The organism is Bradyrhizobium sp. B124 (assembly GCF_038967635.1).
GTDB lineage: Bacteria > Pseudomonadota > Alphaproteobacteria > Rhizobiales > Xanthobacteraceae > Bradyrhizobium.
This window is the reverse complement of record NZ_CP152413.1, coordinates 246,142-267,839: the sequence shown is the minus strand read 5'-3', so window position 1 is coordinate 267,839 and position 21,698 is coordinate 246,142. Positions and strand designations below refer to the sequence as shown.

Genomic DNA, 21,698 nt, shown 5'->3' with positions numbered 1-21,698 from the left:
AGGTGCATCGTTTTCAGTTGACCGATTGATATCAATGCTGGAGGCAATGCATGTTGGGGATGAAGAGCGTCGCAAGCGTGGTCGGCGCGGACAGTTCTTACCGGCTGTTCGACGACATGCCGATCAGTGTCATGCTCTGCGAGCTGAACAATTTCAGGATCACCTACATCAACGAGTCGACGCGGCACAATCTGAAGAAGATCGAGCACGTGCTGCCGGTGAAGGTCGACGCGCTGATCGGACAATCGATCGACATCTTTCACAAGAACCCGCAGCATCAGCGCCGACTCTTGTCCGATCCGAAGAACCTGCCGCACAAGGCGCGCATCACCATCGGCGGCGAGACGCTCGATCTCACCGTGACGGCGATGACCAACTCGCGTGGTCGCTACAGCGGGCCGATGCTGACGTGGGAGCTCGCGACCGAGAAGGCGCGGCTTGAAACTCAGACCGAGCGGCTGTTGCAAATGCTCGACAACATGCCGATCAACATCATGATGTGCGATACCGATTTCAACATCACCTATATCAACCAAACCAGCCTCAAGACGCTCGACACCGTGAAGCATTTGCTCCCGGTGGCGCCGGAGAATATCCTCGGCAACTCGTTCGACATCTTCCACAAGAACCCGGCGCACCAGCGCCGCATCGTCGGCGATCCGAAGAACTTGCCGCACGCGGCCAAGATCAGGCTCGGCCCGGAAACGCTCGACCTTCGGGTCTCCGGCCTGACCGACAAGCGCGGCAACTATACCGGCGCGATGCTGAGCTGGTCGGTAGTGACAGGCAATGTGAAGCTCGCCGACGATTTCGAGAAGGATGTAAAGGGCCTTGCCGGGATTCTGGCGTCGGCCTCGACGCAGATGCAGGGCACCGCGCGATCGCTGACGACGACCGCCGAATTCGTGAATCAGCGTACGGCAAGTGCTGCGTCTGCGTCCGAAGAGTTGTCGTCCTCGGTCAACGAGATCAGCCGCCAGGTGACCGAGGCGAGCCGCATCGCCCGCATGGCGGTCGAGGAAGCGGAGAAGTCCGACAGATTGGTTTCGGGTCTCGTGACCATGGCGCAGAAGATCGGCGACGTCGTCGCGCTGATCAGCCAGATCGCCGGCCAGACCAACCTGCTCGCGCTCAACGCCACGATCGAGTCCGCGCGTGCCGGCGAGGCCGGCCGGGGCTTTGCCGTCGTCGCATCCGAGGTGAAGGCGCTGGCCAACCAGACCGCCAAGGCCACGGAAGACATTTCGGCGCAGATCAACGAGATGCAGACCGCGACCGGCAACACCGCCACCGCGCTGAAGGCGATCTCGCAGGTCATCGTCCAGATTAGCGAGATCTCGACCGTGATCGCCAGCGCCGTCGAGGAACAGGCCGCGGCCACCAAGGAGGTCACCGCCAACATCAACGGAACGACCAAGGCGATCGACGATGCCAGCAAGGCCGCCGAGAACGTTCTGGCGGCCTCCGGCGAGCTCGCCAGCAACGCGTTCGAGCTGGAAGTCCAGGTCGACAAGTTCCTGAAGAACGTGCGCGCGATGTAATGCGGCTGAGGTCGCGCGCTTGCCTACAGCGAGCGCGCGATCAAAACCTTCATGATCTCGTTGGTGCCGCCATAGATCTTCTGGATGCGGGAATCGATGAACATCCGCGAGATCGGGTATTCCTGCATGTAGCCGTAGCCGCCGTGCAGCTGCAGGCATTCGTCGGCGGTCTCGACCTGCTTCTGCGAGCACCACCATTTCGCCATCGACGCCGTCACGGTGTCGAGGTCGCCGGCGACCAGGCGTTCGACGCACCAGTCGACGAACACGCGCGCGATCATCGCCTCGGTCTTGCGCTCGGCGAGCGTGAACGCGGTGTTCTGGAATTCGATCAGCGGCTTGCCGAACGCGGTGCGCTGCTTGGTGTATTCGGCGGTGATCTTGACCGCGCGCTCCATCGAGGCGACCGCCCCGATCGCGAGCGACAGCCGCTCCTGCGGCAATTGCTGCATCAGCTGGACGAAGCCGTTGCCCTCCTCATTGCCGAGCAGGTTTTCCGGCGGCACCGTGACATTGTCGAAAAACAGCTCCGAGGTGTCGGACGCGTGCAGGCCGATCTTGTCGAGGTTGCGGCCACGCCGGTAGCCCTCGGCGCCGGTGGTTTCAACGACGATCAGCGAGATGCCCTTCGCGCCCGGCGCTCCGGTGCGCGCCACCACGATGACGAGATCGGCGGCCTGGCCGTTGGTAATAAATGTCTTCTGGCCGTTGATGACGTAGGAATTGCCCTGCTTCTTCGCCGTGGTCTTGATGGCCTGCAGGTCGGAGCCGGTGCCGGGCTCGGTCATCGCGATGGCGCCGACCATCTCGCCCGACGCCATCTTCGGCAGCCAACGCTTTTTCTGCTCCTCCGAGCCGTAATTGACGATGTAGTGCGCGACGATCGCGCTGTGCACGGAAACGCCGGTGGTCAGCTCCGGCACCGTGCTCTCGAGGTCATCGAGCACGGCGGCATCATAGGCGAAGCTGGCACCGAGGCCGCCATAGGCCTCCGGCACGCTCGGCAGCAGCGCGCCCATCTCGCCGAGCGCGCGCCAGGCAGAGCGGTCGACCAGCTTCTGCTCGCGCCATTTCTCGGCGTGCGGCAAAAGATCCTTGGCGAGGAATTTGCGGAACTGGTCACGGAAGGTGTCCAGCTCCTCGGTCATCCAGGACGATCGGTAGTGCATCATTCCCTCTTTGTTAGTTCTATGCGTCATAAACGGCTTGTGCCGACAACCACGACCTATCCCCGTCATTGCGAGCGAAGCGAAGCAATCCATCTCACCGCTTGCGCGGAAGAATGGATTGCTTCGTCGCTATCGCTCCTCGCAATGACGGGGAGGCACCACGACGCGTTGTGACGCAACCAGACTAGACGATCAAACCGCCGCCGGCGACGATCACCTGACCACTGATGTAGTTCGATTCCGGCGCGCAAAACAGATAGACCGCGTCCGCCGCCTCTTCTGGCGTGCCGCCGCGGCCAAGCGGGATCATCCGGCCCATCGCCTCCAGCATCTGCGGCTGGACGCCGACCTTGATGTCGCGGCCGGCGACGTCGATGGTCTTCTGCTGGGTCTCGATCGGCTGGGTCAGGCGGGTGTTGATCAGGCCGAACGCCACGCAATTGACGTTGACCTTGTAGCGGCCCCACTCCTTGCACATCGTGCGCGTCAGCCCGATCAGCGAGGCCTTGGCCGAGGAGTAGCTCGCCTGCCCGGCATTGCCATAGAGACCCGCGATCGAGGAGATGTTGACAACCTTGCGGAACACCTCGCGGCCGGCCTCCGCCTCCTTCTTCGCCATCACCCGGATCGGCTCAGACGCCGCGCGCAGGATGCGGAACGGGGCGACGAGATGGACGTCGAGCATCGCCTGGAACTGCTCGTCCGACATCTTCTGGATCGTCGAGTCCCAGGTGTAGCCGGCATTGTTGACGATGATGTCGAGGCCGCCGAATGTTTCGATGGCGCTGCCGACGAAACGATCGGCAAAGCCGGTCTCGACGACGCTGCCATTGACCGCGATCGCCTCGCCGCCCATGGCCTTGATCTCCGCGACGACGGCGTTGCCCGGCTCGGCGTCGAGGTCGTTGACCACGACCTTCGCGCCCTCGCTCGCGAGCTTCAGCGCAATCGCCCGCCCGATGCCGCGGCCGGAGCCTGAGACGAGCGCGACTTTGCCTTGCAGTTTCGACATGGTTTCTCCCTTAAGCAAGATGATCTTCTTTCTTCACCTCTCCCGCTTGCGGGGGAGGGAGCCCCAGTGCCGTTGCGGTAGCAGCTCGACCAATCAGAGCGCGATAACCGCTTCCCCGGCGAGCTTGATCTCGCCGTTCTGATCTTTCGTCGTCAACGCCAGCTTTGCCCGTTTCTCGCCGCCCTGCTCGATCAGCTCGGTCACCGTGCCCTCGCAGGTCAGCGCGGCGCCGAGCTGGGTGATCGCGGCAAAGCGGGTCGAGAACGAGCGGATCTGTGACGGTGCGACCGCGTCCGTCAGCGCCTGGCCGAGATAGCCCATGACCAGCATGCCGTGCGCGAACACGTCGGGAAATCCGGCCGCTTTCGCAAAATCGATATCGACATGGATCGGGTTGTGATCGCCGGAGGCGCCGCAGTACAGCGCGAGGCGATGCCGGGTGATCGGCGGAAATTCCTTGTGGACGATGCGGTCGCCGACCGCGGGAACGCTGCCGCTCATGACGGCCTCGCATTGCGCACCACGATGGTGCGCGAGGTATCGGCGACATGCACGCCGGCCTTGTTGGTGACCGCGGTCTCGACCACGATCAGCGTCATCGCCCCGCCCTTCTTCTCGGTCACGCTGGTGACGCGCGGCCGGAACGTCAGGGTGTCGCCGACGACAACAGGTGCGTGATAGTCGAAGCGCTGCTCGCCATGCAGCACGCGAGCGAGATCGATGTCGAGCGCGGTCAGGAACTCGAACGGCTCGGCCGCATCCATCATCTCCAGGCAGAACAGATAGGTCGGCGGCACCGGCGCCGCCGCCCCATCACGATAGACCGGATTGGTCTCGCCGAGCGTATCGAGGAAGAAGCGCAGGCGCCCCGGCTCGACGCGCGCGGTCACGGGCGTAAACGTACGCCCGACGGCGGATTGATCGACCATGGATGCCTCAGACGCGTTCGTAGAGCGTCACGACGCAGGCGCCGCCAAGGCCGAGATTGTGCTGCAAGCCGAGCCGCGCGCCTTCCACTTGCGTCGCCGCTGCCGTGCCGCGCAGCTGCCGCGTCAGCTCGTAGCACTGCGCGAGACCCGTGGCGCCGAGCGGATGGCCCTTCGACAACAGCCCACCGGACGGATTGGTGACGATCCTGCCGCCGTAGGTATTGTCGCCGTCGTCGATGAATTTCGCGGCTTCGCCCTGTCCGCACAGGCCGAGCCCTTCATAGGTGATCAGCTCGTTATGGGCGAAGCAGTCGTGCAGCTCGACGACGTCGAGATCGTTAGGCCCGATGCCGGCGGCCTCATAGACCTTGTTCGCGGCGTCGCGCGCCATGTCGTAGCCGACCACCTGCATCATGTCCGAGGCACCGAAGGTCGAGGGCGTGTCGGTCGTCATCGCCTGTGCCGCGATGCGGACGCTCTTGTTGAGGCCGTGCTGGTCGGCGAACTTCTCCGAGACCAGGATCGCTGCGGCGCCGCCGCAGGTCGGCGGGCACGCCATCAGCCGCGTCATCACGCCGGGCCAGATCACCTGGTCGTTCATCACGTCGTCGGCGGTCACTTCCTTGCGGAACAGCGCCAGCGGATTGTTCTTGGCATGACGGCTCGCCTTGGCGCGCACTTTTGCAAACGCCGACAGCGGCGTGCCGTACTTCTTCATGTGGCTGAGGCCGGCGCCGCCGAAATAGCGCAGCGCCAGCGGCACGCCGGGCGCATCGACCAGCTTGTCGGCGGCGGCGTCGAAATCGTCGAACGCGCTGGGGCGATCGGTGAACACGGCCCCTAACGCGCCGGGCTTCATCTGCTCGAAGCCGAGCGCCATCACGCAATCGGCCGCGCCCGATTCAATCGCCTGCCGCGCCAGGAACAGCGCGGTCGAGCCGGTCGAGCAGTTGTTGTTGACGTTGACGATCGGGATGCCGGTCATACCGACCGGATAGAGCGCGCGCTGGCCGCAGGTCGAGTCGCCATAGACGTAGCCGACATAGGCCTGCTGCACCCGGCCGTAATCGAGCCCGGCATCAGTGAGCGCGAGCTTGGCCGCCTCCGCACCCATCACATGATACGGCGCATTGGCGCCGGGCTTGACGAACGGGATCATGCCGACCCCGGCAACATAGGTGCGTGACGTCATCGCGGATCCTCCCGGAAATTACCCACTGGACTATTTATTACCCATGGGTAATATACGGGCAACCTTCCGGAGTCAATGCGACAACAGCCACGCGATGGACGCCCGCTTCCCCCTTTCCAACACCGAGTCGCCCTGGCTGCCGTTCGAGAGCCGGCGCCGCGCCCGCGACGAGAAGCGCGAAGCCGTGCTGCGCGCCGCCGTGCAGCTGTTCCTCGAACAGGGCTATCACCGCGCCACGCTGAACGATGTCGCCAAGCGGCTCAACATCACCAAGCCCGCGCTCTATAATTACTTCCGCAGCAAGGACGAGATCCTGTTCGAGTGCTGGTCGATCGGCCACGAACTGGTCGACGACTGCATTGCCGAGACCTCGGCCGGCGCCGGCAGCGGCCTCGGCAAGCTGCGCAAGCTCACCATCCGCTACGCCGAGCTGATGACAACGGACTACGGCAAGAGCCTGGTCCGGTTCGATCTCCGCGATCTCAGCGAGCACAACCGCAAGATCGTGCAGACCGCGAAGCGGCGGATCGACCGCGCCTTCCGCGACTATATCGCTTCTGGTATCGCGGACGGTTCGGTGAAACCCTGCGACCCGAAGCTCGCGGCGTTCGCCATCGCCGGCTCGCTGAATTGGATCGGCCACTGGTTCCAGCCCAGCGGTGAGATGACCGGACACGCCGTCGCCGAAGAATTCGCGATCCGCCTCACCGAGGGGATTGCCACGACATCAACGCGCAAGAAGGCGGACAAACCGCCTCGCAAGGCAAACGTGGGAAACGCATCAAGGGAGGACGGGAGTGAACATCACACACGGGCTGCGGCGGGCGCTGCAGGTCAATCCAAACGGGCTCGCGGTCGTCTGCGGTGAGCGGCGGCGCAACTGGCGCGAGGTCGGCACCCGCGTCGCGCGCCTCGCCGCCGCGATCCGCTCGCTTGGCGCCGGCAACGGCGACCGCGTCGCGATCCTGTCCCTGAACTCCGACCGTTATCTCGAACTCTATCTGGCCGTCGGCTGGGCCGGCGCCGTGATCGTGCCGCTCAACATCCGCTGGTCTCCGATCGAGAACGAGGACGCGCTGCGCGACTGCCGCGCCACGATCCTGTTCGTCGACAAGGCGTTCGCGCCGGTCGGCACGACGCTGGCGAACGCCATCCCCGGCCTGAAGCTGATCTATGCCGACGAAGGCGAGATGCCCGCGGGCATGGAGAATTACGAGACGCTGATCGCGCGCAGCGAACCTATACCGGACGCGATGCGCACCCGTGACGATCTCGCCGGCATCTTCTACACCGGCGGCACCACCGGCCGCTCCAAGGGCGTGATGCTGAGCCACGGCAATCTGATGGCCAATGCGCTGAATGCGCTCGGCGAAGGCCTGTGGCCGAGCAGCACGATCTATCTGCACGCCGCGCCGATGTTCCACCTCGCCAATGGCGCGGCGATGTATTCGGTGCTGCTGTCCGGCGGCTCCAACGTCGTGATCCAGGGCTTTACGCCCGACGGCGTCGCGGCCGCGGTGCAGAAGGAACGCATCACCGACGTGCTGCTGGTGCCGACCATGATCCAGATGTTCGTCGATCATCCGACGCTCGGCAGTTACGACCTGTCGTCCTTGAAGCGGATCTCCTATGGCGCCTCGGTCATCAGCGACGCCGTGATGATGCGCGCCATGAAGGCGCTGCCGCATGTCGAATTCACCCAGGCCTATGGCATGACCGAATTGTCGCCGATCGCGACCCTGCTGCACTGGAAGGAGCATATCGGCGACGGCCGCGCCAAGGGCCGGCATCGCGGCGCCGGCCGCGCCACGCTTGGCGCCGAAGTCAAGATCGTCGATGCGGAAGACAAGGTGGTGCCGACGGGCACCGTCGGCGAGATCGCGGTGCGCGGCGATATGGTGATGATGGGCTATTGGGAGCGGCCGGAGGAAACCGCGCGCGCCGTGATCGACGGCTGGATGCACACCGGCGACGGCGGCTACATGGACGAGGACGGCTTCGTCTACGTGGTCGACCGCGTCAAGGACATGATCATCTCCGGCGGCGAGAACGTCTATTCGGCCGAGGTCGAGAACGCGTTGGCCCAGCATCCGGCGGTGGCACAATGCGCCGTGATCGGCATCCCGAGCGAGCGCTGGGGCGAGCAGGTCCACGCCGTCGTGGTGATCAAGAGCGGCGCCAGCACAACGCCGGAAGAGCTGATGGAGCACTGCAAGGCGCTGATCGCCGGCTACAAATGCCCGCGCAGCGTCGACATCACGACAACTCCGCTGCCGCTCTCCGGCGCCGGTAAGATCCTGAAGCGCGAGCTGCGCAAGCCGTATTGGGAGAACCGCGAGCGGCGCGTGAGCTGACGCCGACGTCGCAGAACCGTAGGGTGGGTTAGCGAAGCGTAACCCACCACTTCTTTCCCCGCGGCATGGCGGGTTACGCCTTCCGCCTTCGCTTGTCGAGCTACGGCGGACGTAGTCGGCTAACCCGCCCTACGCACTGCATGGCGCCGCGCAGACAGCGGCCGTTGACATCGGAGCAAGCGGCCGATTGGATCGCTTCCAGATTCAATCCAGCGAGTTCCGATGTCCGCACCCGATACCAACGCCGACGGCAAGTCCCGCCGCCTGATGCACCGCCGCTCCGTCGAATGTCTCGGCTATCTCCGTGACGACGGGCTGTGGGAGGTCGAGGCGCGGCTGGTCGACACCAAGCCGTATGTGCGGCAGGACAAGCATCGCGGCCTGCAGCAGCCCGAGGATCCCGTGCACGACATCAGGCTGCGCCTCGCGGTCGACGACAGTTTCACGATCCGCGAGACCGGCACCACGATGGCCTCGACGCCCTACCCGTCCTGCCTCGACGTCGAAGGCATCCTGCAGCGCCTGGTCGGCGAGCGCATCGGTAAGGGCTGGCGCGATCTGGTCCGCCACAAGATCGGCAAGCTCGAGACCTGCACCCATCTCGCCGAGTTGCTGGGCCCCGCGGTGACGACGCTGTTCCAGACTGCGACCTCCGGCAAGGACCCGCAGGGCCGCGGCGCGCTCGATCACCAGCAGGGCGTCACCGAGCCGCCGTTCTTCGTCGGCGGCTGCTACTCGTGGCGGCTGGACGGACCCGTCGTGGCGGAGACATTTCCGCAGTTCGCGAAAAAGCCTGTCGAGGTGAAGCAGGAATCGTAGGGTGGGTTAGCGAAACGTAGCCCACCAGCTATGCCAACAAGGACGGCGGGTTACGCCTTTGGCTAACCCACCCTACGAGTGCCGCCCGCGTGATACTCTGTAAACCGTGCCGGACTACGCGTCGTGGATCCCCGGCGAGCTGTTCTTCCGCAAGGGACCTCCGGGTCCGTGGACCCACCATCTGCATATGATGGAGCCGTCGCATCCGCGTTGGGAGGCTCGCCTGGTGTTTCGCGATTATCTGCGCGCGCACGGCGAGACGGCACGCGCCTATGCCGAGATCAAGCGGGCCCTCGCCGCCTGCTCAAAAGACGACATCGAAGCCTATCGAACCGGTAGGGATGCTTTCGTCCAGGAGACCACCGCCAAGGCGCGGGCATGGCGCGCAGCTGCACGAGACCAATAGTACAAGCAGACCGCGGCAAGCCTGTACGTTCGTCGCTAAAGAAGAACTTCGCAATCGGCTGCTGCGCCAATCAGCCCTGCATCGCGAAGGGTTGATCCGTCCTGGCAGCTCACGTAGTCGTCCGGCATGAACAGACATGCGGCCGGCCCCAAGACGGCAGCCCTTCCTGACAAGAAAGCCATTCTGCTCGGCGTCGCATGCGGTCTCGGCGCGGCGCTATGCTGGGCTCTCGGCTTCGTGGCGACCCGGCACGGCCTGAAAGTCGGGTTCACGCCTGTGGACCTTCTGATGCATCGCTTCCTGTGGTCGGGCATCGTGTTCATCCCGCTCGTTGTGCGCGCCGGCCTGAAAGACCTCTGCGGCATCGGATGGGGCCGCGGCATGGCGCTGATGATGCTGGGCGGACCGGTGATGTCGCTGATCAGCTATGCCGGCTTCGTGTTCGTGCCCCTCGGGCATGGCAGCGTGATCCAGCCTTCCTGCGCCACCCTGGGCGGGCTGTTCCTCGCGGTCGCCCTGCTGAAGGAACAGATCTCATCCTCTCGGGTCGTCGGCGCCGTCGTCATCGTGATCGGGCTTGCCGTGATCGGGAGCGAGTCGATCGGCCATATGGGATTGAGCGCCGTGATGGGCGATTTGATCTTCGTCACGACCGGATTGATGTTTGCAGGCTTCGCCACGCTGGTACGCTATTGGCGCGTGTCCGCGTTCTCGGTGGCGACGGTCATCAGCGTGCTGTCGCTCTCGCTGTTTCCGCTGTATGCCGCCTCGGGCGGGCTCGCGCGCGATGCGGCCATCGGCCTGAATGAGAATGCGCTGCAGGCCGTCGCCCAGGGCATCCTGGCCGGGCCCGCAGCCATGTATTTGTTCGCGCTGTCGATCCAGCGGCTCGGCGTAGCCCGCGCCGCCGTATTTCCCGCGACCGTGCCGGTGCTGACCTTGCTGCTGGGATGGCTGCTGATTGGCGAGCCGCCGACCACGCTACAGGCAGCCGGATTGGTCACGGTATTGGCCGGATTCTATCTCGCGCAGCGTCAGAGCTAGCTCGTCAGTCCGTAGGGTGGGTTAGCCGAAGGCGTAACCCACCATCTTGCGTGCGGCATAAATGGTGCGTTACGCCTTGCACCTTCGTTCGTCGAACGACCGCACTCGTGGGCGGCTAACCCACCCTACAAACTCCGCGATCACGCCGCGGCGGAATGCTCGCGCACGGCCTGCGGCGGATTGCGGAAGCCGATTGCGATCCGGTTGTAGGTGTTCATCAGGCCGATCGCGATCGTCAGGTCGACCAGCTGCTTCTCGCTGAACACCGCGCGGGCCGCCTGGTAATCCCCGTCTGGGATCGCGGTCTCCGCCACGCGGGTGACGGTTTCGGCCCAGGCCAGCGCCGCGCGCTCCTCGGCGTCGAACAGCACCTCCGCCTCGCGCCAAACCTGCAACAGCGCCAGCTTCTCGATCGCAACGCCCATTTTCTGCAAGCTGCGCGTATGCATGTCGAGGCAATAGGCACAGCCGTTGATCTGCGAAATGCGCAGATAGACCAGCTCGATCAGCGTTGCCGAGAGTCCGCATTGCGTGAGGTAGCCATAGACGCCACCGAGCGCCTTGATGCCCGCGGGCGCGACCTTGTTGTAATCGATGCGCATGCTCATGGCTTGTGTCCTTCCTTGTCGAAGACGGTCAACGCCTTGTCGTTGCTGTCGACGACGAACACCGCAAGCAGCTTCGCCGGCTCGGTCGCACTGGCGTTTCGCCCGAGCACGTGATGGGCGCCGGGCGGCTCGAAGAAGCTGTCGCCGGCCCGATAGATGTGCGCGGCCTCGCCCTCCAGCTGGCTCTCGATTGCGCCCTGGAGCACATAGACATAGAGGAAGGCCGATTTGGCATGATGATGCGGCGCCGACGGCTCGCCCGGCGGGAAATTGACCTCGACCGCGATCAGCGACTTGCCGGGAATGTTGGTGATGGCGTGCTCGAACTTCGGCGTCACCGATTGCGCTTTTGCCGGCGTCGCAAGCGCGGCGCAGGCGAGCAGCAGCATCCATAAGGTCTTCATCTCGTGCCTCCATTGCTGACGGATAAATGCGGGCACGCCGGACTGAAAAGAAGCACCAAGAATGAACCGAATTGGTGTACCACGGGCCATGCCCACCCCGCTTCCCATCGCGCTCGATCGCTCGGCCAGGACGCCGCTCTCCGAGCAGATCCGCAAGGCGATTGCGGCGGCGATCGACAATGGCGTACTGGTGCCGGGCGCCCGGTTGCCGTCATGGCTCGACCTCGCCGCGCAGCTCGGCGTCGCGCGCGGTACCGTGCGCGCCGCTTACGACAAGTTGGCGGATGCCCAGCACATCGTGTCGTCGAAGGCGAACGGCACCACCGTCGCCAGGCGGCCGAGGACAACTGCAAAACCCGATGCGCCGATCGTTCCCGGATCGGTCGTGGAGATGTTTCATGACCTGAGCGGCCAGGGACACTTCCGGATGGGCGTCCCGGCGCAGGACGCTCTCCCTGCAAAGCTGCTGGCGCGAATCCGCGCGCGCGCCGTGCGGGCGGAGTTGAGCGCGGTGACCCGCACCATCGATCCGCGCGGCGAGCTCCAGTTGCGGCGCGAGATCGCCGCGCACCTCGCGATCGCGCGCGGGCTCGAATGCTCGCCTGCGCAGATCGTCATCACGTCGGGCTTCAGCGGCGGACTTGGCCTCACGCTGCGCGTGCTCGGCCTCGAAGGCCGCCGTGCATGGATGGAGGACCCGGGATTTCCATTGACCCGAAAGGGGCTCGAGCTCGCCCGGCTGGAGCTGGTCCCGATCCCTGTCGACGGCGGCGGCCTCGATGTCGACCACGGCCTCAAGCACGCGCCCGACGCGGCGCTCGCGGTCGTGACGCCGGGACAGCAAGCGCCGCTCGGTCCGCCATTGTCAGCGAAGCGTCGCGCGCAACTGCTCGATTGGGCGGCGCAAACCGGCGCATGGATCATCGAGGACGATTATCTCGGCGAGTTGCGGCTCGATGGCCGCGCCGCGCCCGCGCTTGCCTCGCTCGACCGCGCCGGCCGCGTGATCCATCTCGGCTCCTTCAGCAAGACGATCTCGCCGACGCTTCGGCTCGGCTTCCTGGTTGCACCCGAGCAGTTGGCAACGCAGTTCGCCGATGTCGCGACGTGCCTTGCCCCTGCTCCGGGACCAGCCGTGCAGCTTTCCACCGCCGAGTTCATGCGCGACGGCCACTACATCCGCCATCTCCGACGAACCAAACGGGCCTATTGCGAGCGCCGCGATGCGCTGACGGCTGCGCTGCGGCCATGGAGCAACGACGCGCGGGTTGCCGGCCTCGCCGTGATGCTGACGCTGCCCGACAAGGCCGACGATGTCGCGATCGCGCGGCAGGTGCTGGCGCATGGGCTGGCACCCGCCCCGCTCTCGCCCTGGTATCTCTCACCGAAGCGGGCGCAGCCGGGCTTGCTGCTCGGTATCGCAACCATGCCCGATCGCGGCGTGCAGGCCGCCTGCAAGCGTCTGTTCGAGGCGATCCGTGCCCAAGGTCGCATCCGCATCCAGGGCGCGCCGGCCGCGCGCCGCGTCAGGAAATCCGCAGCCCGGTGAGCGCAAGGCTCAACGCCTTTAGCCGCTTGCGCGCCTCGGCGTCATAGGCCTGGGCATGGGCGCGGGCCTCGCGCTTGCCGTCGAAGAACAGCCCGCTCCGGCCCGCGACGTCGTCATCCTGGACCAGACGCAGGATGGCGTCGCCGCCCTGCTCGACGGTCGAGATCGGCGTCGCGCCGCTGGCGCGCACCATGGTGGTGTTCATGTAGGTCGCCGGATGCAGCGAATTGACGGTCACGCCGGAGCCTTCGAGCTCGGCGGCGAGGTCGATGGTGAACATGATCTGCGACAGCTTGCTCTGCGCGTAGGCGCGGGCGCCGCTGTAATTCTTCGTGATCATCACGTCGCCGAAATCGATCGGGTGCTGGCCGAGCGATGCGACATTGACGATGCGCGCCGGCGTGCTCGCCTTGAGCCGCGGCAGCAAGAGATGCGCGAGCAGGAAGCCGGCGAGATAGTTCACCGCAAAGCGCAACTCGTGGCCGTCCTTGCTGGTCTGCCGCGCCGGCCCGTCGTTCTGCGACCCGATACCGGCATTGCTGACCAGCACATCGAGGCGCTCCTGGTCGTCGAGCACCAGCTGGGCGAACTCGCGGACCTCGGCAAGCGAGGACAGATCGGCCTGATAGAACATCGGCTCGCGGCCGGAGACCCGCTTGATCTCGTCGGCGAGGACCTGCGCCCGCTTGGTATCGCGGCCATGAATCAGGACCCGGGCGCCGGCGGACGCCAGCTTCATCGCAACGTAGCGGCCGACGCCATCGGTGGAACCGGTGATCAGCACCGTCTTGCCTGACATATTCATGGACATCGCCCTTCGCTCGTTCGCCCAGCGCTACGACCAAAGATAAATGCACAGCCTGGACTTTGCCATGGCATGCCGCGGCGCGATCAGCCCCAAAACGGCGCCGAAATGGCCCGCCCACGGCCCTCTTCCACGGCCCCAAGTGTACAGTCTGTCGCGCGGCTTGCGGTCGCGCGGCGCCGCGCCACGCCTCAACGTGAACACGTTCTGATATCGTCGGGATGAACGACAAGGCAAGAATCGGAATGTCCTCGACCATTCCAGACAGGTTCTCGCGGAAGGCTCCCTCGCTGGAGCCGTTCGGCATGCTTCTGTTGTTTGCGGTGCTGACCGCGCTGCCGATCATCCTGACCGTTCGTCTGGTTGAGCCCGCACTCGTGCTGCCCGCGCTCAGCCTGGTGTTGTTCGCGGAGGCAGCCATTGCCGCGCTTGCGGCGCGCGTGATCCACATGCGTGCAAGCGTGGCGAACCTCACGCTGTGGGATTTTGCCGGCGCATTCACCTTCATGGGGTGTGCAGCGGCGATCCTCGGCGAGCCGGATCAGGCGGCGCTGTTCTTCGAGGAACAGGCCGCGCTGCGTCCGGACTAGCATGATCCGGAAAAGTGTGAAGCGGTTTTCCGAACAGATCATGCTCAAGCAAGAAGCGAAAGCGCGATGACGATCCATCGAAATCTCATCGCGCTTGAGCGACCGTAAATCCCAGGCCGGGCCCCTCTGGCAGCCACAAGCTGCGATGTCGGACTGGAACTCAGTTGGAGTGGCCCTGCTTCGACCCGCGACGCGGACATGCGCCGCGGTGGGCTTGCTGTCCGCCGGACGGCAACATCCCGTTTCGTCGAAACGGTCCACTCCCCGACCTCAAGGGGAGCATTGCTGCTTATGTCCGAACTGTTTTCACTCGACGCCCTCAGCGCGTTGCTGCAAGTCGTCGTCATCGACCTCGTGCTCGCCGGCGACAACGCCGTCGTGATCGGCCTTGCCGCGGCAGGCCTGCCGGCGAAGCAACGCGGCAAGGCGATCCTGATCGGCATCGCCGCTGCGACGCTGCTGCGCATCCTGTTCGCGCTTCTCACTACGCAATTGATGCGGATCGTCGGCCTGCTGCTGGCCGGCGGCATCCTGCTGCTATGGGTGTGTTGGAAGATGTGGCGCGAGCTGCGCGCCACCGCACATGAGACGACGGCCGAGCACGCCGCCGATGGCGCAGGAGGCCAGCGCAAGACGCTGTGGCAGGCCACGACGCAGATCATCATCGCCGACGTCTCGATGTCGCTCGACAACGTGCTCGCGGTGGCCGGCGCGGCGCGCGAGCAGCCGATCGTGCTGGTGTTCGGCCTTGCGCTCTCGATCGCGATGATGGGCGCGGCCGCCACCTTCATCGCAAAACTGCTGCAGAACCACCGCTGGATCGCCTATGTCGGCCTCGCCGTGATCCTCTACGTCGCCGTCGACATGACCATTCGCGGCGCATCCGAGATCGCGAAGGTCGCGCCGGGCTGACGATCGAAAGCAAAACGGCGGGCCTTTCGGCCCGCCGTTCCGCAATTCGAAGAGGCGCGTTGCGTCAGTGGATTTCCGCCGAGCGCTTCAGCGCGTCCTTCAGCTTCTCGAGCGAGAAGTCCTTCGAACGCGCGATATCCAGAATCGGGGTCTCGCGGCGGCCGCAGAGTTCGGCGGCCTCCGGCAGCTTGGCCGCGATCTCATACGGGATCACGATCGCACCGTGGCTGTCGGCGTGAATCAGGTCGTCGGAGCGCACCGTCATCCCGGCGACGCGGACTTCGCCGCCAAAACTTTCGGCATGCACCCAGGCGTGCGACGGGCCGATCGAGCCGGCCAGCGCCTGGAAGCCCGGCGCCCATTGCGGGATGTCGCGGATCGAGCCATCGGTGATGACGCCGAGACAACCGAGCGCCTTGTGCACGGCGCTCTGCACCTCGCCCCAGAACGCGCCGTAGCCGACGTCGGGACCGTCGATGTCCTGGATCACGGAGATGCGCGGACCGAAACCGGTGCCGACATATTCATAATATTCGATGCGGCGCTTCGACTGCTCCTCGGCCGAGAGCCCAGACTTCAGCACCGAGCGGATCGCGACCGTGCGCGCATAGCCGACGATCGGCGGCAAGGACGGGAACGGGCAGACCAGCGGCTTCACGGTGTAGCCGATCAGACGGCGCTCCGGCGCGACGATCTCCATCGCATTGCAGATCGTCGGCGTGTCGTAGCGCGCCAACGCCTCGAGGACGGACGCAGGCAGCGGGGCGGAAGCGGATGTCGTCACGGCGTTTCTCTCCTGATTTTTGGCGTTCGCTGGGCCGTCTCAGCCTATAGCCGAGATCGCAGGCGAACCCAACCGAGCCACGCTCATGGCTGATATTTGGGAGAAGAGGACGGAAGTGAACTCTACCACCGTCACCCCCGCGCAACGGCTTTGCCGTTGTCGCTGGAGGTGGCCGCTTCTTCAGCGGCCCTCGAAGGGTCGACGGCCCCGCTGGTGGCCGTGCATCCTTCGAGACGCGCTGCGCGCTCCTCCAGCGACAAAGGCGAAGCCTTTGCGCGGGGATGACGGATTACACAGAGCCTCAGTGCAGATGCGTCGGACGATCGTCGTTGTCAGCATCCGCGACCGGCGCCGCATAGGGAGCCGCAGGCGATGCCGGCGCCGGCGCGCTTGCGCCTTGCGTCTGCGCCGCAAGCTGGCGCTCCTGGTCGCGATAGGACTTCCAGCCCCAGGGCAGGCTGATCAAATAGGCGACCGAGCCCGCCGACAGGATATGCCAGGGATAGCCGATCAGCAGCGCGACGAAGAACACCACCGAGACGAACACCGGCAGCACCATCTCCGGCGGCACGCGCATCTTCACGGTCTTGCCGGAGAACACCGGCAGCCGCGACACCATCAGGAAGGCGATCAAGAGCGTGTAGAACGCCGTCAGCGTCGCCGGCGGCATCGGCACGCCGAGGAAGGCGAGATAGATCGGCAGCAGCACGGTGATCGCGCCGGCCGGTGCCGGCACGCCCGTGAAGTAATTCGCGGCGAAGGCCGGCTTGTTCGGATCGTCGATCGAGGCATTGAAGCGCGCCAGCCGCAGGCCGCCGGAGATCGCGAACACCATCGCGGCGATCCAGCCGCCATTGTTCAATTCATGCAGCTGCCAGAAATACAGGATCAGGCCCGGCGCGACGCCAAAATTGACGAAGTCGGCGAGGCTGTCGAGCTCGGCGCCGAATTTCGACTGGCCCTTGATCATGCGGGCGACGCGGCCGTCGATGCCGTCGAGGATCGCGGCGAACACGATGGCGGCGACCGCAAGCTCCATCCGCCCTTCCGTCGACAGCCGGATCGCGGTGAGGCCGGCGCAGATCGCCAGCAGCGTGATCATGTTGGGCACCAGCATCCGCACCGGGATCGGGCGGAACCGGCGGCGGCGAGACTCGGTGGAGTTGGGATCAAAGGGCATCATGGTCTTGCAATATAGCAAGCATGGCCCGGCTCCGCCATCGCGGCGGGAACCGGCGGGCTAAGCGTTTCCAGCGAAGCGGATACCGGCTCGCGTTAAGAAAACGCGTCAAAATAGCAAACCAGAGCTCCCGTTCCGATTCCGAGCGGAACGGGAGCTCCAGGCTCGCGAAACAGAGTTAATCGGCGCGGTAGGTGCGGCCCGGGTCGGCGTTGCGGAAATCCGCCAGAATCGTCTCGCCGGCAACCGCGGTCTGCCCCTCGGAGACCAGCGCCTTGGTGCCCTCGGGCAGGTAGACATCAAGCCGCGAGCCGAAGCGGATCAGGCCGAAGCGCTCGCCGGCGCCGATCGACTGGCCTTCCTTGACGAAGCAGACGATGCGGCGCGCCACGAGACCGGCGATCTGGACCACGCCGATGCGGCCATTGGCGCCCGAGATCACCAGCGAATTGCGCTCATTGTCCTCGCTCGCCTTGTCGAGCTCGGCGTTGATGAAGGCGCCGGGCCGGTAGGCGATGCGGTCGATGCGCCCGGCCACCGGGCTGCGGTTCACATGGCAGTTGAACACGCTCATGAACACCGAGACCCGCGGCAGCGGCTTGTCGCCGAGACCCAGCTCGGCCGGCGGCAGCGCCTGCACCACCATGGAGACGCGGCCATCGGCCGGCGACACCACGATGCCGTCGCGCAGCGGCGTCACGCGGACGGGATCGCGGAAGAACAGCGCGCACCAGACCGTGAGCAGTGTTCCGATCCAGCCCAGCGGCGTCCAGATCCAGAACAGGATCAGGCTCGCCAGGGCGAAACCGCCGATGAACGGATAGCCCTCGGGGTGGATCGGCGGGATCTGCGCGCGGATGGAATTGGCGATCGACATCAGAGCTCGCTTGCGTTTCCCCGCCCCGTTTGGCGGGAGAGGCCCTAAATCGACTATTCCGCGGCGGTCGGCAAGGGTTTCTCACCCGCGTCAGGGGTGGAATCATCAGACGAATCGGTGGCCACGGGCGGCAGGCGATTCGGCGCGCCGCCGTCGTCATCGACCTGGGCGAGCCGTTCGCGGGCCTCCTCGGCCTCGCGCTGCCGGTTCCACATGCTGGCATAGAGGCCGCCCGAGGCCAAAAGCCGCGCGTGGGTGCCGCGCTCGGCGATCCGGCCCTGGTCCAGCACGATGATCTCGTCGGCGCCAACGATGGTCGACAGCCGGTGCGCGATCACCAGCGAGGTGCGGTTGCGCGACACCCGCTCGAGCGCCCCCTGGATCTCGTGCTCGGTGTGGCTGTCGAGCGCCGAGGTCGCCTCGTCGAGCACCAGGATCGGCGGCGCCTTCAGCACCGTGCGCGCGATCGCGACGCGCTGCTTCTCGCCGCCCGAGAGTTTCAGGCCGCGCTCGCCCACCTGGGTCTCGTAGCCCTGCGGCGACATCCGGATGAAACCGTCGATCTGCGCCAGCCGCGCCGCCTCCTCCACCTCATCGTCGCCGGCATCCCAGCGGCCATAGCGGATGTTGTAGCGAATGGTGTCGTTGAACAGCACGGTGTCCTGCGGCACCATGCCGATCGCCGACCGCAGCGAGGTCTGCGTCACATTCTTGATGTCCTGGCCGTCGATCAGGATGCGGCCGCTCGAGACATCGTAGAGCCGGAACAAGAGCCGCGAGATCGTCGACTTGCCGGCGCCGGAGGGGCCGACGATCGCGACCGTCTTGCCGGCTGGCACCTCGAAGCTCAGACCTTTCAGGATCTGCCGGTCGGGCTCGTAGGCGAAGCGGACGTCCTCGAAGCGCACGCTGCCTGTGGACACCACGAGCGGCTTGGCGCCCGGCACGTCCCTCACCTCGGGATCGCGCGCCAGCACGTCGAACATCTTCTCGATGTCGATGATCGCCTGCTTGATCTCGCGATAGACCATGCCCATGAAATTCAGCGGCTGGTACAGCTGGATCATCATCGAGTTGATCAGCACGAAATCGCCGACGGTGTGGGTGCCGTTGCGGATGCCGAACGCGCACATCAACATGGTCGCGGTCAGCCCCGCGGTGAAGATGATCGCCTGTCCGGTGTTGAGCACCGCGAGCGAGGTATAGGTCTTCACGCTGGCCTGCTCGTAACGCTCCATCGAGCGGTCGTAGCGCCGCGCCTCACGCTCCTCGGCGCCGAAATATTTCACCGTCTCGTAGTTGAGCAGCGAGTCGATCGCCTTGGTGTTAGCCTCGGTGTCGGAATCGTTCATCTTGCGGCGGATCTCGATCCGCCACTCGGTCGCAATGTAGGTGTAGTACATGAACACGACGACCGTGATCAGCACCGCGAGCACGTAGCGCCAGTCGAATTGCCAGAGCAGCACCCCCGCCAGCAGCGTGACCTCGACGATGGTCGGGATCAGCTGCAGGATCACCATCCGCACGATGGTCTCGATGCCGGAGCGGCCGCGCTCCAGCACGCGGGTCAAGCCGCCGGTCTTGCGCTCGAGATGGAAGCGCAGCGACAGCTCGTGCATGTGCACGAAGGTGATGTAGGCGAGCCGCCGCACCGCGTGCATCGCGACGCGGGCGAAGATGCCGTCGCGCCACTGCGTCAGCACCGCCATGATGATGCGCACCGCGCCGTAGCTGATCGTCATCAGCACCGGCGAGGCGATCAGCCAGACCATCCAGTTCGAGGTGGCGACCGGCGCCGATCCGGTGCCGTTCAGCGCATCGATCGCCCATTTGAAGGTGAACGGCACCGACAGCGTCGCGAGCTTGGCGAACAGCAGCAGCACCACCGACCAGATCACGCGCATCTTCAAATCGGCGCGATCGCCGGGCCAGATGTAGGGCCAGAGATGAACGAGAGTGCCGAGCAGCGTTCCCCTCTCGGCGGCGGGCGTCGTGGCCGTGGGCTGATCGGCCGCGGTCACAGTCTGTTGCGGCGGCACCATCAGGAGCCCGCTCTTGCCGTCATGGCGCGGCGGTCCGCGGCCACATCTTTTCCACGATTTGCCATTGTGCCCGTCATATAGATCGTTTCAACGTGGCGTACAGGCTTATGGCGAAAATTGTTCGCGATTCGCGGGAATTTACGGGATATTTTGGCCCTCAATGCCCATATGCGAGTCTTGACCCTGTTTACGCTGCAGTGCCACAAGGATCGTATGAACCAAATCAAGACTGTCTGTGTTTATTGCGGCTCCGGCCCCGGTAACAATCCCCGTTTCGTTGAAGCTGCCGTCGCGCTCGGCAAGGCCTTTGCCGAAAACAACGTGCGCCTGGTCTACGGCGGCGGCTCGATCGGCCTGATGGGCGCGGTCGCCAAATCCACCCTCGATCACGGCGGCTCCGTCACCGGCATCATTCCGGAATTCCTGCGGGCGCGCGAGAATGCGCTGACCTCGGTTCAGGAGATGATCGTCACCCCCGACATGCATGAGCGCAAGCGGCTGATGTTCGAGCGCTCGGACGCGTTCGTCGCGCTGCCCGGCGGCATCGGCACGCTGGAGGAGTTGGTCGAGCAGCTGACCTGGCAGCAGCTCGGCCGTCACTCCAAGCCGATCCTGCTCGCCAATATTGATGGTTTCTGGGAACCCCTGCTCTCGCTGCTGAGCCACATGCGCACGACCGAGTTCATCCGCGCGACGCTGCCGATCAACGTGCTGATGGCCGACCGCGTCGACGACATCCTGCCGCGGCTGCGTTCCGCCGTGGCCGGCAAGCCGGCGGCCGCGAAGGAGCTCGCGCCCGAAGTGGCGCGGCGGCTGTAAGCGTTCACCACGCTTTCAGCTCCATCACCGTCATGCTGAGGAGCGCGGAACGCGCGTCTCGAAGCATGCACGGCCCGGCTGGTGGCCGTCCATCCTTCGAGGCTCGCTTCGCTCGCACCTCCAGCGACAACGGCGAAGCCGTTGCGCGGGGATGACGGGTTCAGCAGCTTCACCCTGTATCGAGGCCCTACTCGCTTGGAAACGTCACGGCCTCGATGCGGTTGCCGTCGGGGTCGAGGATGAAGGCGGCGTAGTAGCGCACGCGGTCGTGCGGGCGCAGGCCCGGCGCACCATCGGATGCACCACCGGAGGCCAGCGCAGCGGCGTGGAAGGCATCGACCTCGGCGGTGGTTTTCGCGCGCAGGCAGATATGGGTTCCGCTCTCATGCGCGACCTGCGTCATCGCGGCGCGCAGATTGATCCAGAATTCGGGATAGGCCTTGCCGAAGCCGATCGTGGCCGGCCGCGTGACGAGACGGCTCAGACCGAGCGTGGACAGCGTCGGCTCATAGAACCGCGCGGCGCGCTCGAGATCGCGGACGCCGACGGAGACGTGGTCGATCATGAAAGCGCCCTCCTCTGAAATCTGTAGCCCGGATGAGCGAAGCGACATCCGGGGAAAATTCACATGGCCCCGGATATCGCTTCGCTCATCCAGGCTA

Annotated in this window: 23 protein-coding genes; 10 read left to right on the top strand and 13 right to left on the bottom strand. The window is 65.2% G+C overall.

Annotated features, from left to right (window positions below):
* Nucleotides 1–50 precede the first annotated feature (50 nt).
* Nucleotides 51–1,541, top strand: a complete 1,491-nt coding sequence (locus tag AAFG13_RS01100; protein WP_342710876.1) for a methyl-accepting chemotaxis protein — start codon at nucleotides 51–53, stop codon at nucleotides 1,539–1,541.
* A gap of 23 nt (nucleotides 1,542–1,564) precedes the next feature.
* Here AAFG13_RS01100 and AAFG13_RS01095 read toward each other — a convergent pair whose 3' ends face one another.
* The 5 genes from AAFG13_RS01095 to AAFG13_RS01075 form a co-directional block, all read right to left on the bottom strand.
* Nucleotides 1,565–2,710: an acyl-CoA dehydrogenase family protein gene (locus tag AAFG13_RS01095; protein ID WP_342710875.1), complete on the bottom strand. Its 1,146-nt coding sequence runs from the start codon at nucleotides 2,708–2,710 to the stop codon at nucleotides 1,565–1,567.
* A gap of 184 nt (nucleotides 2,711–2,894) precedes the next feature.
* On the bottom strand, nucleotides 2,895–3,722 hold the full coding sequence (locus AAFG13_RS01090; protein ID WP_342710874.1) for an SDR family oxidoreductase: 828 nt from the start codon (nucleotides 3,720–3,722) through the stop codon (nucleotides 2,895–2,897).
* 93 nt (nucleotides 3,723–3,815) lie between these two features.
* Nucleotides 3,816–4,223, bottom strand: a complete 408-nt coding sequence (locus tag AAFG13_RS01085) for a MaoC family dehydratase (RefSeq protein ID WP_342710873.1) — start codon at nucleotides 4,221–4,223, stop codon at nucleotides 3,816–3,818.
* Complete coding sequence (locus AAFG13_RS01080; RefSeq protein ID WP_342710872.1) at nucleotides 4,220–4,651, bottom strand: MaoC family dehydratase N-terminal domain-containing protein; 432 nt, start codon at nucleotides 4,649–4,651, stop codon at nucleotides 4,220–4,222. The genes AAFG13_RS01085 and AAFG13_RS01080 overlap by 4 nt, the downstream gene beginning before the upstream one ends.
* A gap of 7 nt (nucleotides 4,652–4,658) precedes the next feature.
* Nucleotides 4,659–5,843 carry a lipid-transfer protein gene (locus AAFG13_RS01075; RefSeq protein WP_212315147.1) on the bottom strand — a complete coding sequence of 395 codons (1,185 nt, stop codon included), beginning with the start codon at nucleotides 5,841–5,843 and terminating at the stop codon, nucleotides 4,659–4,661.
* A 94-nt stretch (nucleotides 5,844–5,937) separates the two neighbouring features.
* On the opposite strand from AAFG13_RS01075, the gene AAFG13_RS01070 reads away from it, so the two are divergent.
* The 5 genes from AAFG13_RS01070 (at nucleotide 5,938) to AAFG13_RS01050 (ending at nucleotide 10,466) form a co-directional block, all read left to right on the top strand.
* Nucleotides 5,938–6,711 (top strand): TetR/AcrR family transcriptional regulator, encoded by a 774-nt coding sequence (locus tag AAFG13_RS01070; protein ID WP_342713526.1) that lies wholly within the window; start codon nucleotides 5,938–5,940, stop codon nucleotides 6,709–6,711.
* Nucleotides 6,641–8,197, top strand: coding sequence for a long-chain fatty acid--CoA ligase (locus AAFG13_RS01065; RefSeq protein WP_342710871.1), 1,557 nt, complete (start codon nucleotides 6,641–6,643; stop codon nucleotides 8,195–8,197). The genes AAFG13_RS01070 and AAFG13_RS01065 overlap by 71 nt, the downstream gene beginning before the upstream one ends.
* A 222-nt stretch (nucleotides 8,198–8,419) precedes the next feature.
* On the top strand, nucleotides 8,420–9,016 hold the full coding sequence (locus tag AAFG13_RS01060) for a DUF2889 domain-containing protein (RefSeq protein ID WP_342710870.1): 597 nt from the start codon (nucleotides 8,420–8,422) through the stop codon (nucleotides 9,014–9,016).
* A gap of 106 nt (nucleotides 9,017–9,122) precedes the next feature.
* Complete coding sequence (locus tag AAFG13_RS01055) at nucleotides 9,123–9,422, top strand: GrpB family protein (protein ID WP_312011326.1); 300 nt, start codon at nucleotides 9,123–9,125, stop codon at nucleotides 9,420–9,422.
* 126 nt (nucleotides 9,423–9,548) lie between these two features.
* Complete coding sequence (locus tag AAFG13_RS01050) at nucleotides 9,549–10,466, top strand: DMT family transporter (RefSeq protein WP_212315152.1); 918 nt, start codon at nucleotides 9,549–9,551, stop codon at nucleotides 10,464–10,466.
* A 140-nt stretch (nucleotides 10,467–10,606) separates the two neighbouring features.
* Here the strand turns inward: AAFG13_RS01050 and AAFG13_RS01045 are convergent, their stop codons facing one another.
* Together AAFG13_RS01045 and AAFG13_RS01040 are read right to left on the bottom strand one after the other, a co-directional pair.
* Nucleotides 10,607–11,074, bottom strand: a complete 468-nt coding sequence (locus tag AAFG13_RS01045) for a carboxymuconolactone decarboxylase family protein (protein WP_212315154.1) — start codon at nucleotides 11,072–11,074, stop codon at nucleotides 10,607–10,609.
* Complete coding sequence (locus AAFG13_RS01040; protein ID WP_342710869.1) at nucleotides 11,071–11,478, bottom strand: cupin domain-containing protein; 408 nt, start codon at nucleotides 11,476–11,478, stop codon at nucleotides 11,071–11,073. The genes AAFG13_RS01045 and AAFG13_RS01040 overlap by 4 nt, the downstream gene beginning before the upstream one ends.
* A gap of 88 nt (nucleotides 11,479–11,566) precedes the next feature.
* On the opposite strand from AAFG13_RS01040, the gene AAFG13_RS01035 reads away from it, so the two are divergent.
* The gene (locus AAFG13_RS01035; RefSeq protein ID WP_212315158.1) at nucleotides 11,567–13,027 is read left to right on the top strand and encodes a PLP-dependent aminotransferase family protein; all 1,461 of its coding nucleotides are present in this window, start codon (nucleotides 11,567–11,569) and stop codon (nucleotides 13,025–13,027) included.
* On the opposite strand, the gene AAFG13_RS01030 is transcribed toward AAFG13_RS01035, so the two are convergent.
* Nucleotides 13,005–13,832 carry an SDR family NAD(P)-dependent oxidoreductase gene (locus tag AAFG13_RS01030; RefSeq protein WP_342710868.1) on the bottom strand — a complete coding sequence of 276 codons (828 nt, stop codon included), beginning with the start codon at nucleotides 13,830–13,832 and terminating at the stop codon, nucleotides 13,005–13,007. The genes AAFG13_RS01035 and AAFG13_RS01030 overlap by 23 nt on opposite strands.
* Before the next feature lie 305 nt (nucleotides 13,833–14,137).
* Between AAFG13_RS01030 and AAFG13_RS01025 the strand changes: the two genes are divergently transcribed.
* Both AAFG13_RS01025 and AAFG13_RS01020 read left to right on the top strand, forming a co-directional pair.
* Nucleotides 14,138–14,422: a hypothetical protein gene (locus tag AAFG13_RS01025; RefSeq protein WP_249131178.1), complete on the top strand. Its 285-nt coding sequence runs from the start codon at nucleotides 14,138–14,140 to the stop codon at nucleotides 14,420–14,422.
* Nucleotides 14,423–14,713: 291 nt separating this feature from the next.
* Nucleotides 14,714–15,334, top strand: coding sequence for a TerC family protein (locus AAFG13_RS01020; protein ID WP_342710867.1), 621 nt, complete (start codon nucleotides 14,714–14,716; stop codon nucleotides 15,332–15,334).
* A gap of 64 nt (nucleotides 15,335–15,398) precedes the next feature.
* Here the strand turns inward: AAFG13_RS01020 and AAFG13_RS01015 are convergent, their stop codons facing one another.
* From AAFG13_RS01015 to AAFG13_RS01000, 4 genes are all read right to left on the bottom strand, one after another.
* Nucleotides 15,399–16,118: an RraA family protein gene (locus AAFG13_RS01015; protein WP_212315165.1), complete on the bottom strand. Its 720-nt coding sequence runs from the start codon at nucleotides 16,116–16,118 to the stop codon at nucleotides 15,399–15,401.
* A gap of 301 nt (nucleotides 16,119–16,419) precedes the next feature.
* Entirely contained in the window at nucleotides 16,420–17,298 is an 879-nt protein-coding gene (gene pssA, locus AAFG13_RS01010; protein ID WP_342710866.1) for a CDP-diacylglycerol--serine O-phosphatidyltransferase, read from the bottom strand.
* A 178-nt stretch (nucleotides 17,299–17,476) separates the two neighbouring features.
* Nucleotides 17,477–18,175 carry a phosphatidylserine decarboxylase gene (locus AAFG13_RS01005; RefSeq protein WP_092127222.1) on the bottom strand — a complete coding sequence of 233 codons (699 nt, stop codon included), beginning with the start codon at nucleotides 18,173–18,175 and terminating at the stop codon, nucleotides 17,477–17,479.
* Nucleotides 18,176–18,228: 53 nt separating this feature from the next.
* Nucleotides 18,229–20,217: an ABC transporter ATP-binding protein/permease gene (locus AAFG13_RS01000; RefSeq protein WP_342710865.1), complete on the bottom strand. Its 1,989-nt coding sequence runs from the start codon at nucleotides 20,215–20,217 to the stop codon at nucleotides 18,229–18,231.
* Between the two features lie 213 nt (nucleotides 20,218–20,430).
* Here AAFG13_RS01000 and AAFG13_RS00995 point away from each other — a divergent pair, with 213 nt between their 5' ends.
* Entirely contained in the window at nucleotides 20,431–21,036 is a 606-nt protein-coding gene (locus AAFG13_RS00995) for a TIGR00730 family Rossman fold protein (RefSeq protein WP_212315169.1), read from the top strand.
* Between the two features lie 187 nt (nucleotides 21,037–21,223).
* On the opposite strand, the gene AAFG13_RS00990 is transcribed toward AAFG13_RS00995, so the two are convergent.
* Complete coding sequence (locus AAFG13_RS00990; protein WP_342710864.1) at nucleotides 21,224–21,601, bottom strand: VOC family protein; 378 nt, start codon at nucleotides 21,599–21,601, stop codon at nucleotides 21,224–21,226.
* Nucleotides 21,602–21,698 lie beyond the last annotated feature (97 nt).